The sequence below is a fragment of the Psychromonas sp. KJ10-2 genome (genome assembly GCF_047323255.1).
GTDB lineage: Bacteria > Pseudomonadota > Gammaproteobacteria > Enterobacterales > Psychromonadaceae > Psychromonas.
Window position 1 is genome coordinate 3,848,093 of the sequence record NZ_CP178827.1, and the last position, 12,783, is coordinate 3,860,875.

Annotated in this window: 10 protein-coding genes and 1 pseudogene; 5 read left to right on the forward strand and 6 right to left on the reverse strand. The window is 39.2% G+C overall.

The window, feature by feature from the left end:
- The first annotated feature begins 60 nt into the window (after positions 1–60).
- Positions 61–548: pseudogene (folA, locus tag ACLKL2_RS19005) on the forward strand (type 3 dihydrofolate reductase).
- 199 nt (positions 549–747) lie between these two features.
- On the opposite strand, the gene ACLKL2_RS19010 reads toward folA, so the two are convergent.
- Genes ACLKL2_RS19010 through lptD form a run of 5 tightly spaced genes read right to left on the reverse strand, consistent with a single transcriptional unit; the run spans position 748 to position 7,081 of the window.
- The gene (locus ACLKL2_RS19010) at positions 748–1,560 is read right to left on the reverse strand and encodes a symmetrical bis(5'-nucleosyl)-tetraphosphatase (protein ID WP_413692816.1); all 813 of its coding nucleotides are present in this window, start codon (positions 1,558–1,560) and stop codon (positions 748–750) included.
- Positions 1,561–1,566: 6 nt separating this feature from the next.
- The gene (rsmA, locus tag ACLKL2_RS19015; protein WP_113820610.1) at positions 1,567–2,376 is read right to left on the reverse strand and encodes a 16S rRNA (adenine(1518)-N(6)/adenine(1519)-N(6))-dimethyltransferase RsmA; all 810 of its coding nucleotides are present in this window, start codon (positions 2,374–2,376) and stop codon (positions 1,567–1,569) included.
- 3 nt (positions 2,377–2,379) lie between these two features.
- Positions 2,380–3,375: a 4-hydroxythreonine-4-phosphate dehydrogenase PdxA gene (pdxA, locus tag ACLKL2_RS19020; RefSeq protein WP_413692818.1), complete on the reverse strand. Its 996-nt coding sequence runs from the start codon at positions 3,373–3,375 to the stop codon at positions 2,380–2,382.
- Positions 3,376–3,378: 3 nt separating this feature from the next.
- On the reverse strand, positions 3,379–4,692 hold the full coding sequence (gene surA, locus ACLKL2_RS19025) for a peptidylprolyl isomerase SurA (protein WP_413692819.1): 1,314 nt from the start codon (positions 4,690–4,692) through the stop codon (positions 3,379–3,381).
- 10 nt (positions 4,693–4,702) lie between these two features.
- Positions 4,703–7,081, reverse strand: coding sequence for an LPS assembly protein LptD (gene lptD / locus ACLKL2_RS19030; protein WP_413692820.1), 2,379 nt, complete (start codon positions 7,079–7,081; stop codon positions 4,703–4,705).
- A 219-nt stretch (positions 7,082–7,300) separates the two neighbouring features.
- Between lptD and djlA the strand changes: the two genes are divergently transcribed.
- The 4 genes from djlA (at position 7,301) to ACLKL2_RS19050 (ending at position 11,587) form a co-directional block, all read left to right on the forward strand.
- A complete protein-coding gene (gene djlA / locus ACLKL2_RS19035) occupies positions 7,301–8,116 on the forward strand; it encodes a co-chaperone DjlA (protein ID WP_113820614.1) in 816 nt (271 codons plus the stop codon).
- Positions 8,117–8,151: 35 nt separating this feature from the next.
- A complete protein-coding gene (locus ACLKL2_RS19040; RefSeq protein WP_413692821.1) occupies positions 8,152–8,682 on the forward strand; it encodes a DUF2937 family protein in 531 nt (176 codons plus the stop codon).
- A gap of 141 nt (positions 8,683–8,823) precedes the next feature.
- On the forward strand, positions 8,824–9,852 hold the full coding sequence (gene dapD, locus ACLKL2_RS19045; RefSeq protein WP_113820616.1) for a 2,3,4,5-tetrahydropyridine-2,6-dicarboxylate N-succinyltransferase: 1,029 nt from the start codon (positions 8,824–8,826) through the stop codon (positions 9,850–9,852).
- Between the two features lie 265 nt (positions 9,853–10,117).
- A complete protein-coding gene (locus tag ACLKL2_RS19050; RefSeq protein ID WP_413692822.1) occupies positions 10,118–11,587 on the forward strand; it encodes an HD-GYP domain-containing protein in 1,470 nt (489 codons plus the stop codon).
- Positions 11,588–11,695: 108 nt separating this feature from the next.
- Here ACLKL2_RS19050 and alr read toward each other — a convergent pair whose 3' ends face one another.
- Positions 11,696–12,778, reverse strand: coding sequence for an alanine racemase (alr, locus tag ACLKL2_RS19055; RefSeq protein WP_413692823.1), 1,083 nt, complete (start codon positions 12,776–12,778; stop codon positions 11,696–11,698).
- Positions 12,779–12,783 lie beyond the last annotated feature (5 nt).

Consider the following 12,783-nt stretch of genomic DNA (forward strand, 5'->3'; position numbering starts at 1 on the left):
ACTTAATTGTTAAACTTAGTCTATTCAAACTATATATTCACTTTACATTTTGGACTTTAGATGAAAATTTCAATGATAGTAGCAATGGCTGAAGATCGCGTAATTGGGTTAGATAACGATATGCCTTGGCACTTGCCTGCTGATTTACAGCACTTTAAGAAAGCCACTTTAGGTAAACCTGTGATCATGGGAGAAAAACCTATGATTCAATTGGTCGCGCGCTACCGGGGCGTTTGAATATCGTGTTATCAAGAGATGCAAACTTAACTATTGAAGGAGTGACTTGCGTTACTACCGTAGAGCAAGCGATTGCTGCGGCCGAAGGTGTTGATGAAGTGATGATTATTGGTGGAGCAACCATTTACGAGCACTTTTTAGCGTCTGCTAATCGTTTATATTTGACTTTGATTGATTTAAAAACTGAGGGAGATACACATTTCCCTGACTATCAAGCACAAGGTCAATGGCAAAAGGTCAGTAGTGAGCATTATGCTGCGGACGAAAAAAATGCCCATGATTTAGAATTTGTTACACTGGATAGAATATAATACCAATCATAGTAAGTAACTGATCTATTTTACTTGTTAAAACAACTTATTTTTTCGTTGTAAGTTTCGTATAGGGAACAACCATTTACATCAACTGCGCCTCAAACTAAGCCATTTTTCCGGCGCAAAATTTAGAACAGTTTTTTAATACAATTGGTATAAGTTAAGAAAAGTTAGACTAGGTTTAAATTAAATAGCCTTAACCATACGCAGGGCAGGATAGAGAGAACATCTTTTTATCTTGCCAGCGTATCATAGATAAACTATTTCCCCACACACACCCAGTATCTAGCGGATAAATGTCTGGTTGCTCGGTTTGCCCTAATAAAGCTGCCCAATGACCAAATAGAATCGGTTTTTTATGTTTACGAGGCGTAATATCAAACCAAGGTTTTAATTGTTCGTCTTGCACTTCACTCGGCGAGCGTTTGTTGTGGAACTCTAATTCACCATCAATAGTACAGTAGCGCATCCGCGTGAACACATTAATAATAAAACGCATTCTCTCTACACCCTGTAAATCATTATTCCAGCGAGTAGGGTGGTTACCATACATATCCTTTAGCATGGTTTTGTAATGTTTACTGTGTAGTTGTGCTTCTACTTCTTTCGCGAGCTTTTTCGCTTTTTTAATACTCCAAGCAGGTAATATACCGGCGTGAACCATAATAAACTTATGCTCAGGGTGTTGTAATAACAAAGGCTGCATGCGTAACCAATCGAGTAACTCTTGGCCATCGTCTGCTTGTAAAATTGCCGCCGTTTTATCTTTATCTTTAAAAGAGTGAATACCTAACGCAGTAGCTAATAAGTGCAAATCGTGATTACCTAGGATCACTTTTGCACCTATTTTCTTTATATAGCGTAAGGTTTGTATTGATTTAGGGCCTCGTGCCACTAAATCACCAGTGACCCATAGTTCATCCTGTTGAGTATCAAACTCAGCGAGGGCCAGTAATTGACGTAATTCGTCATAACAGCCCTGAATATCACCGACTATATAAGTTGCCATAAAGAGTTAATCTTGTTGACGGTCAAAAACATAGTTAGCCACACGCACATACTCTTCTACAGAGATGTTTTCTGCGCGACTACCGATGTTAATATCTAAACTGATTAACTCTTCTGCCGTTAAGATTTCACGCCAACCATTACGCACTGTTTTACGACGTTGGTTAAAGGCCATTGAGCAGACTTGGTTTAATACCTTGATGCTTTTTGCAATAAACGGTGGTGTATCGTAAGGCTCTAAACGTACTACGGCAGAATCCACTTTAGGCGCTGGTTTAAAGGCTGTTGGTGGTACTTCTAGTACTGGAATGACATTACAGTAATATTGAGCCATCACACTTAAACGGCCATAAGCTTTACAGTCAGGGCCTGCACATAAACGGTTAACCACTTCTTTTTGTAGCATGAAGTGCATGTCTGAAATTTTGTCTGCAAACTCAAATAGGTGGAACATTAATGGGGTAGATATGTTGTAAGGTAAGTTACCAAATACACGCAGTTGCTTATCACCTTGCACAAGTTGACCAAAGTCGAAACGCATCGCATCGGCTTGAGTTATTTTTAACTTATCGCGCAGGGTTGGGTGTTCTTCTAAACGTGCTGCTAAATCACGGTCTAATTCGACTACGTTTAAGCAATCTACTTTACGCGCAACTGGCTCTGTTAATGCGCCTAAACCTGGGCCAATCTCTACGATATTGTCGTCTGCCTGTGGTGCAATAGCCGCAACGATTGAGTCGATGATGTAATCATCGTGTAAAAAGTTTTGTCCAAAACGTTTACGGGCAGTATGGCCTAGGTGGGTTTTATCATTCATTTTTTAGTTAACCTTGTTGATGTTACTTTGGACCATGGTAATTGCTTCATTGACTGCACATATTAAACTACCTGAGTCGGCTTTTCCTGTTCCTGCTAAATCTAATGCGGTGCCGTGATCAACCGATGTACGGATGAAAGGTAGGCCCAGTGTGATATTCACTGATTGACCAAAACCTTTGTACTTAAGTACCGGTAACCCTTGGTCATGGTACATCGCTAATACAGCGTCTGCATGTTGTAAGTATTTTTCTTGAAAGAGAGTGTCAGCGGGAAGTGGACCCACTAAATTAATGCCTTTTGCCCTAATATTATCTAAAGCGGGCTCAATAACTTCAATCTCTTCTCTTCCCATATGTCCACCTTCTCCGGCGTGTGGGTTTAATCCACAGACATAGATGGTTGGGTTTTGTATTGCGTATTTGTTCTTTAACTCTGCGTTTAAGATGCTGATAATATTATCGAGCAATGGTTCGGTAATAGCTGCTGGCACCGCTGATAAAGGCAGGTGAGTGGTTGCAAGTGCAACGCGTAAGCCAGTTGTAGCTAACATCATTACCACTAAGTCTACTTCTGCTTGTTCAGCAAAAAATTCAGTATGACCGCTGAATACAACGCCTGCATCATTAATAATGCCTTTATGAACAGGTGCAGTGACAACTGCAGCAAATTCACCAGATAAACAACCTTGACTAGCAAAGCGTAATGTTTCTAGTACATAGGCGCCATTTTCTACGTTTAATTCACCTGCTACAACAGTTGCTGGTGCTGCAATGTGTGCAACAGTTAGCTGCCCGACAGCGGGTGTTGCTTGTTGACTATCTGCTCGATACTCAACAAAGTTAATCTGTTTATTAAGCAGTGCCGCACGCGATTTTAGTACGTTTAAATCAGCACAAATGACTAACTCCACCGGCCATACTTGGTCAGCAAGTTGTAAAATTAAATCTGGGCCAATGCCGCCAGGTTCACCAGCGGTTACTACGATACGAGGTAGCATATTTTATTCCTCGATGATGTAGTCAGGGTTAACGATTTTAATGTAAGCCTCTTGGCGTAATTCATTTAACCAAGCGTATGCTTCAGCTGGGAAGCGTTGTCGATAAATTAAGTTATACGCTTTTTGCTTGGTGGCACTTTCAGTGGTATCAGATTCTCGCTTGTCTAATACTTGTAGAATATGCCAGCCATGTGTTGTTTGGAACGGTTGGCTAATTTCACCAATTGCTTGTGATTGTGCAATGTCGCGGAATTCTGGTACATAAACGTTTGGATCTGCCCAACCTAAATCACCACCACGTACTGCTGAACTTGGGTCTTGTGAGTATTGTTTAGCTAACTCTTCGAAGGTTTTGCTGCCTTCTAAAATCTGTTGGCGTAAGTTTGCTAATAAAGCTTGAGTTTTCTCTTCGCTTAAAATAATGCTTGGTTTAATTAAAATATGACGAGACTTAACCTCTTCAGTCATCACATTTTGACCGCCTTTTTTGTCCAATATTTGAATAATATGAACACCTAAGCGTGTATGGAATGGTCCAACGACTTGTCCTTTAGTATTGTTTTCAGATAACTCTTCAACAAAAAGGCTTGGCATATCGTCTAGCTTTCTCCAACCCCAATCACCACCTTCTTGTGCCTTTGGACCTTCTGAATTAGCCTTCGCCAGAGCTTGGATATCAGCACCATTTTTAATTTGTGTCGCTAATTTTTCAGCTTTCTCATCGGCTGCTTGTTTAGCTTCTGGAGAAGCGTCTTCAGCTACTTTTAATAAAATATGTGCAAAACGAAGCTCAGTTTGTGCGTTACCTGCTTGGTTAATACGGTTAATCACTTGCTCTACTTCTTGGTCAGAGATGCTGATACGGCGACGCACTTGTATTTGACGCACCTCATTGATGGTCAGTTCATCACGAATATTACTCACAAATTGTTTGTAGTTAATGCCAGACGCCGCTAAATCTGCGCGAAGACCTGCCACATCAGTGCCTTGATTTTTTGCGATTTCAGCAATCGTTTGGTCAACCTGTGCATCATTAATACGTAAACCAATACGCTCTGCAATTTGCAGCTGTAGGCGGTCACTGATTAGTTTATCTAATACTTGTTTATCTAGGTTTTCTACATCAGGTAAGCTTTGACCACTTTCTTGATAACGCTTAATCAAGTCACGTTTCATACTGGTCATATCGCTGCTGAGTATTAATTCTTTGTTGACGACTGCTTCAATTTTATCGACTTCTACTTCTGCTGCATTCGCGAATGGCGATAATGTTGTCACTACAATAAGTGCACTTAAAATTCGTTTTGATAAATTCATTTTCTACCTATTACTTTAAATAAAATGGACGGCCATAGTCGAATAGACCATCGTCAGTACCAGAAGTGCCAACACCACCTAAACCTTTTAACTCTAATGTTAAACTGATACTTCTTTCTGTTTCAAGATCATCATCGTAACTGTTTTCGTCACCATAATAAGAGAGTAAATGTTGATCGTAAGTTAAACCAATTGCCCAACAACATGATTGATATTTCAAACCAATAATACTTTCAAAGCTATTGTTGTAATCCACATTGTAATAATAACTTGCAAAGGTTGACCACTGGGTATCAATAGCCCAGTTCATTTTGGTGCCGACTTGGTTAACAATTTCATCCCAATCAGCATCTTGATCATCTTTGTAATAACGATAACTCAGTTGTACATAGTTATCACCATTCCAACGCTTTTCAAAGGTAGTGTTAGCGCGACGAATGAAGTTACTATCACTGTTCCATTCAATACCAGCATGATAGAAGTAATCATTGTCAAAGTTAACATCTAACTCTGATACGATTGATGACTTGTTGTACTCGGTGTCATCATCGTCGTCATCAGTTGGTAACACAGTACGAGATTGAGATAAGTAATAGTTCTGACCAATAGCAAAATGCAGTTTTTCTCTGCCTTGTGCATCTAAGAAACTGGTCGAAAGACCAAAGGTCAATTGGTCTGCTTCAGCAATACGGTCATAACCTGAATAACGGTTATCACGGAATAGCCCATAGTAATCTTGTTGTAGCGTGGTTGTATCATACAAACCAATGCCTGATTGGTCTTGATAAGGCACGTACAAATACTGTAATTGCGGCACTAAGGTTTGACGGTAATCATCACCAAACCAGGTTAAATCTCGCTCTAAATTGATACCTGAGTTAATTTTGAAAGAGGGTAAGTTACGAACCTCTGTTTCTTCTAGGTCGTCATACCAATCATATTTAGTGGCATTGTCTAGGTCTTGCTCATAATAACTCAACATATACTTCAACTCGGTGTTAACAAACAATGAGTCGTAATATAGTGGCAAAGATATTTTAGGCTCAACATGTACACGCGTACCGGTATAAACATCATCGTCATCGTGATCGAAACGAGTTACTTCAGAGTACCAGTTAAACTGTAAGCTCTTCCAATTTAATGGCTTATAAGCAGAGAATGCGAACTTAGGTAATACCACATGCGATGTATCATCATCGTCATCGCTTTCTAAAACTTGGAAGTTTCGGACTTCTAATTCTGTGTTCCAATCAGTTTTTGTATAGTCTAGTTTGGCTGTTTGTAATAACTGATTATCACTTCGTGTACCATAGTCAGTACTGATATCACTGAAGTAATACTCATCACTTACCTTGTTATAGTCGGCATCAAAGCTCCAGTTTTGACCAAAATTTACCGTATGATCAAGATGCACTAAGTAACGGTCACCAATATCTTCACCATCATCATCTTGACGAATACGGTCATCGGCTAGGTATTCAACCTGAGCCGTACCAGAGCCGATACCAAAGAGGTAACGATATTCAGCTGCAATTAAGGTACCACGATTTTGCATATAAGTCGGTGTAAGGGTGGCATCTTGGTTAGGTGCGATATTGATGTAAATAGGTTGTTTGTAAGTTAAACCATTAACCGATGAATACTCATAGGTTGGGAATAAAATACCGGTCTTACGCGTATCCGATAATGGATAACTGATGTAGGGAAAATAAAATACCGGTACATCTTTAATTCTAAGTACGGCATTCCACGCTGTGCCCATATCTTCTTCTTGATCAATATACAAAGTAGACGCATCCAGACTCCAAGTGATGTCGTTAGGAGGACAAGCGGTGTAATTGGAGGACTTTAGTTCGTAAAAGCCTTGACCATTGTCATGTACCTGGTCGGCACTGCCACGACCACCTTGACCATGAAATTGGAACTCAGTTTGGAATATTGAAGATTCGTTGGTTTTGAAATTGGTGTCGATTTGGTCAGCAAGCAGGGTAATTTGACCGTCTACATAACGGGCATTACCAATGGCATTTGCTTGTGAAGTATTGCGATTAAAAATTAATTTATCAGTATTGAGACTTTTATCGCCTTGTATTAGGTTAACGTCACCTTGATATATAATCTCGCCGTCTAGACCTCTTAATGAATCCGCATCAACGCTCACTGGAATTTGGTTTCTATCTAGTTCACTGCTGCGCGCAGTGATACGAGGTACCTGCTGATAACATTGCTGAAAGAAAAGTGCTTGATCAGTCAGGTCTGTATTTTCTGAACTTTCCGATGCATTATCTGTATTATTTATGTCGTCATTTAATTCACTATTATCAAGTTCCTGTGCAACAGCACTTGCAATGGGGGAGATTATAAACAATAAAGGTAGTAGTTTTAACATGGATAACTCACAACAAGTGCTTAGAAGTATTAACAAACGCTAAGCAGAAACAATAATATGGCGTATATAATAGAGTAAACTGATGCTTGCTCCAATCTTTGATTGATTAATACGCGTGTATTTTTGTTATTTAGTACAAATAATTGGCAAATCGTTTCAGACTTAGTCAAAATAATAAACAGATTGAATTTTTTCTTAATTTATAGGTAATTATTAGTTATGCGCATATGGGGCAAATTATTAGGTGGTCTTTTTGGATTTATGTTCGGGCATTTTTTAGGACTGATCTTAGGTGTCTGGTTAGGCCATCGTTTTGATGTTGCTGTGGGACGTAACTTTAATATGCAAGATGGTATTTTAGGCGGCCGCGGAAATAGCGCAGAAAAACAAAAATTGTTCTTTGAAACTGCTTTCTCAGTGATGGGGCACGTAGCAAAATCGAAAGGGCAGGTAACACAAACTGATATCCAAGTAGCCAATGCTTACATGGATCAAATGAATTTACACGGTGAAGCGCGTTCACAAGCACAAGCTGCTTTTACTGCTGGTAAGGACGCTGATTTTGCCTTGGTGGACAGACTACAATTATTTAAACGTGGTTTGCATGGCGAGCGTAATGTATTGCAGATGTTTTTGGCGATTCAAGTACAAGTGGCGTGTTCAGATGGTGAAATTGACCAAAATGAACAAGCTATTTTATACACCATCGCAGAAACCTTAGGGTTCTCTCGCTTTGAGTTAGATAGACTGATTCAAATGATTCAAGGTCAGCAACACTTCCACCGCGGCAGTCAAGGCGGTCAACAGTACAACAAAGCCGATTCAGAAGCCGACGCATACAAAGTATTAGGTGTGGAAAGCAGTGCAACGGATAAAGAAGTGAAACGAGCTTACCGTAAATTGATGAGTCAAAACCATCCAGATAAATTGGCATCAAAAGGGCTACCTGAAGAGATGATGGAGCTTGCAAAAGAGAAAGCTCAAGATATTCAAAAAGCCTACGAAGTATTGCGTACTAGCCGTGGTTTTAAATAACTGTGCATTGCAATAAATCTGGTTTGAAATAACCCATGTACTCGGTAATTAAACGCTATAGTTTGCAATTGGTTTTTACCTTAAGTTTGCTGGTTGGCTTACAGTTACCGAGTTTTTTACACCAATATGAAACACGCCTTCAAGGCCACTTTGCAGAAGCTCAATCGCAATTAGCTCAGTTTCAAGCATTGGCTGATTTATATTTTGAAGGTGACTTAACAGCGCTTATTGAACAACATCAAAACAGTGATGAAAATGTATTTCGTGATGAAGCGAAAGTGATTCAAGCCAGTTATCTACGTGTACAAAATTTACAAATACAAATCGATGAATTACAACAACCTCTCTGGCACCGTTTAGTACATTTAGCACAACAAATTAACTCTCCGATCACTAAACAAACCTGGCAAACCTATCAGGCGAATATTGTGCTTAATCAGCAGGCTATTGTTGTTGGTGTCACTGTCGCTATTGGGTTAATGCTGATCTTAGAAGGTTTATTAACACTCTTAAAGTGCTTGATATCAACACTATTTAGACGTACCAAACCTGTATCTAAAATTTAAAACCCTAGGATCTGTTGTTTGCTATTACCTTTTTGTTTCCTTTTAAGCTAAATAGGCATTTTAGTTTTGCATCTACTGCGTGGCTTCTCTATTATTAGCACCTTATTATTTCTAATAGACTTTTAAATCGGAGCTTAAATCATGTCTACTTTCTCTCTTGCATTTGGTACTGCTACTAAAAACCGCGATCAAAAAATCATTGAAGCGTTTTTCCCAAATCCAATTTTAAACCCAAATGAAGACCTAGTGGCAACGATTGCTGCTATCGTTGGTTACCAAGGTGGCAACCAAGTTATTGAAATCGAGCGCTCAATTGCAGAGCAATTAGCTGCGGCATTTAATGGTGAAAACGATACTGATAATGCAGATTTTGCTGTTGCAGCTGCTAAATCAAAACAAACGTTAGTATTAGTTATTTTAGCAACAGATGAAGCACCACAAAGTGTTGCAGAAGGTTACTTAAAACTACAACTTATCTCTCATCGTTTAGTTAAACCACACGGTGTTGTATTAGACGGTATCTTTGGTCTACTGCATAACATTGCATGGACAAACAAAGGTGCTATCGACCTTCCAGAATTAAAAGACCGTCAAATTGAAGCACGTCTTAAAGGTAAGACTATCACTGTAGATTGTGTTGATAAATTCCCTAAAATGGTTGATTACGTTGTGCCTGCTGGTGTGCGTATCGCAGATACTTCACGCGTTCGTTTAGGTGCACACGTAGGTGAAGGTACAACGGTAATGCACGAAGGTTTCATCAACTTCAACGCTGGTACTTCAGGTGTAAGCATGGTTGAAGGTCGTATCTCTGCTGGCGTTATGGTAGGTGAAGGTAGTGATATTGGCGGTGGTGCTTCAATCATGGGTACTCTATCTGGTGGTGGTAAAATGGTTGTTGCGATTGGCGAAAACAGCTTATTAGGTGCGAATGCTGGTTTAGGTTTCCCACTAGGTAACCGTTGTACTATCGAATCTGGTTTATACGTGACTGCGGGATCTAAAGTTAAAATGTTAGACAACGAAGGTAACGATGCTGGTTTTGTTAAAGCACGTGATCTAGCTAATAAAGACGATCTATTATTCCGTCGTAACTCTATTACTGGTCAAATTGAATGTCTAGCAAACAAAAGTGCTGTTGAACTAAACAGCATGTTACATTCAAACTAAATACTCATATTTAGTTCATACTACGATTAAGGTTATCTTCAGATAACCTTTTTTGTATTTGCTAGTCACCTTTAACACTTCCTATTTACTCCCCGCTCTAATCTTGATTTGTCTTTGAAATTGGCATTATTTTGAGATGCATTTGCTTAGTGTTTTTTATTTAGGCTGTATATAGTACAAAAGAGGTAGATTCTTTGTTTTTGTCTATACTCATTAATTGATACTTATTAAACCTGCGTTAGATGGAAAACAGAAAGGGAATTCAATGAATAACACTCATTATAATGCGCCATTAACACTTAAGTTATATGCGCTTGCTGCCATCTTATTTGGTAGTTACGGCGGTAAGGTTTGTCCTTTTTTAGCGACTTTAACCTTCACTGAGATATTTGTGCATGTTGCCCTGACGTTTACCAGTTTATTTCTGATACGCCACTTTTTATTAGCCGGTCATCATTTAAGTAAAAGTAATCAGCAAATTAAATTAGATACAGGGTGCTTTTTTATTGCCAGTATCCCTTTAGCACTTGTTTACAATACTTTTTATGACTTTGGTTTAGACAGTAATGTAAAAGTATTATTTGGAATGGCTTTATTCGGCTTTTTTACTGGTTGTATTTTACAACTTTCTGCTAAGTTAACGCAGATGCAAGTAATGCAAGAAAAGGGGGACTTTAGCTATCAATTATCAGGGGCGCGTACTTCATTAGTTAATCAGATGATTGCTCTAGTGGTATTTTTATTAGTTATTTTAACGGGTGCGCTGACCATGGTTGCAGTGAAGGATATCTTTTGGTTAAAGCACAACTCGGCTTTATTGGCTGACGGCTCAGGACAAATTAGTGTGATTAAGGAGTTGCTGTTTATTGCTGCGATTGTGATGGGTTATGCAATTGCTGTGATGCGCTTATGGGCTAAGGTCATTAAAGGCGTATTAATAAGCCAAGAGAGAGCCTTAACTAAGGTCAGTGAAGGGCGGTTTGATACACGCTTACCTATATTCAGTTTTGACGAGTTTGGTTCCACTGCATCATTGACTAATACCATGTTAGATAGTTTACAAGTTTCACAAAACGAAGTGCAAACCACACGTGATGTGGCCATTGTTAGTTTATCTGCGTTAGCAGAATCGCGCGACAATGAAACCGGTGCACATATTTTACGTACCCAAGAGTATGTCAAAGTGTTAGCCGAGCGGTTAAGTTTATCTCCTAAATATAAAGCGCTATTAACACCAACCTATATTGATCTGTTATATAAGTCTGCGCCATTACACGATGTTGGCAAAGTAGGTATTCCCGATAATATTCTACTTAAGCCAGGTAAATTGACCGATGAAGAGTTTGTGATCATGAAAGGGCATGCGCAAATCGGTGCTGATGCCTTGTCTATTGCAGAGAAACAATTAGGTACAAGTTCGTTCTTAGAAGTGGCAAAAGAGATAGCGCAGTCACATCATGAGAAGTGGGATGGATCTGGTTACCCTAATCAATTGGCTGGTGAAGATATTCCCTTATCTGGTCGATTAATGGCATTAGCTGATGTTTATGATGCTTTGATTAGTCAACGTGTTTATAAACCGGCTTTTTCACATGATAAAGCCAAGGGCATTATTGTTGAGGGGCAAGGCACGCATTTTGACCCAGCAGTGGTTGTCGCTTTTTTAGAAATAGAAGAGAAGTTTGTGGAAATTGCTGAGAATTTTAAAGACAGCATTGATGAGATAGCAGCTTAATATCATTGGTATAAAAAATAATTGCTATAAAAAAGGCCTAGTAGCTAAACTACTAGGTCTTTTAGTTTTATCAATCACACTGCTAGTTTAATATCGTCAGTGTTAAGATTACTGAATGTGCTGTTTGTTTACACGGCGTGAAATACCACAAAGTAAGGTATAACCAATGGTATCAGCACACTGTGCAATCTCATTAACTGGGATATTGTCACCCCAAAACTCTACTTCAAATCCAATACAGTCCTGGTCATCAAACATAGACAGATCAATCATGATCATATCCATGGCAACACGTCCTAGTAATTGACTCTTTTTACCATTGACTAAAACCGGTGTGCCTGTACCTGCATGTCTTGGGTAACCATCAGCATAACCAATAGACACTGTGCCAATTTTACTTGGTTTTTCAGCTTTCCAAAGTGCGTTGTAACCAACACATTCGCCGGCTTCGATAATACGTTCAGAAATGACTTTAGCTTTAAAAGTCATCGCTGGTGCTAATGATTTTGCAATCTCTGGGTTATCGATAGGTGACGCACCGTATAGCATAATACCAGGGCGTACCCATTGCACTCGATCTGGCATCGCTTTGCTTAATACAGCAGAAGAGTTAGCAATACTAATATCACCAGGTAACTCTCCAATTGTCTCTAAAAATAGCGCTGTTTGTTGTTCTGTACGTATTGAGCTTAAGTCATCGGCAGATGAAAAGTGCGTAATATGGGTGATATTATTCACCTGTGGCATCTTTTTCAAGTTGCTGCCAAGCGTCTGCATATTGGTTAGGTAAAAACCTAAGCGATGCATGCCAGTATCCATTTTTAACCACACATTAATAGGCTGCTCAAACTCACCCGCTTGTATGGCATCCAATTGATATTGACTGTGTACAACACACCATAAATTAAACTCACTAATGTAAGCTAATTCATCGGCAGTAAAGAAACCCTCTAATAATAAGATAGGTTGTTTAATGCCTGCCTCTCGTAATTCTATCGCCTCTTCAATACAGGCGACAGCAAACGCATCTGCTACATCACTTAATTCATTAGCCACTTGAATCGCGCCATGTCCATATGCATTTGCTTTAATTGTTGCAATTGCTTTTGCTGGGGCAGCTAATGATTTTGCGTATAAATAGTTTTGTCTAATTGCACTTAATTTAATAACTGCCGTTGCAGATCTAGCCATCTTGA

Bases quoted from the DNA above. Each gene is read 5' to 3' on its own strand.
- ACLKL2_RS19010 (WP_413692816.1), bottom strand. From the start codon at position 1,560: ATGGCAACTTATATAGTCGGTGATATTCAGGGCTGTTATGACGAATTA.
- alr (WP_413692823.1), bottom strand. From the start codon at position 12,778: ATGGCTAGATCTGCAACGGCAGTTATTAAATTAAGTGCAATTAGACAA.
- ACLKL2_RS19040 (WP_413692821.1), top strand. From the start codon at position 8,152: ATGTACTCGGTAATTAAACGCTATAGTTTGCAATTGGTTTTTACCTTA.
- dapD (WP_113820616.1), top strand. From the start codon at position 8,824: ATGTCTACTTTCTCTCTTGCATTTGGTACTGCTACTAAAAACCGCGAT.
- djlA (WP_113820614.1), top strand. From the start codon at position 7,301: ATGCGCATATGGGGCAAATTATTAGGTGGTCTTTTTGGATTTATGTTC.
- ACLKL2_RS19050 (WP_413692822.1), top strand. From the start codon at position 10,118: ATGAATAACACTCATTATAATGCGCCATTAACACTTAAGTTATATGCG.
- lptD (WP_413692820.1), bottom strand. From the start codon at position 7,081: ATGTTAAAACTACTACCTTTATTGTTTATAATCTCCCCCATTGCAAGT.
- pdxA (WP_413692818.1), bottom strand. From the start codon at position 3,375: ATGCTACCTCGTATCGTAGTAACCGCTGGTGAACCTGGCGGCATTGGC.
- surA (WP_413692819.1), bottom strand. From the start codon at position 4,692: ATGAATTTATCAAAACGAATTTTAAGTGCACTTATTGTAGTGACAACA.
- rsmA (WP_113820610.1), bottom strand. From the start codon at position 2,376: ATGAATGATAAAACCCACCTAGGCCATACTGCCCGTAAACGTTTTGGA.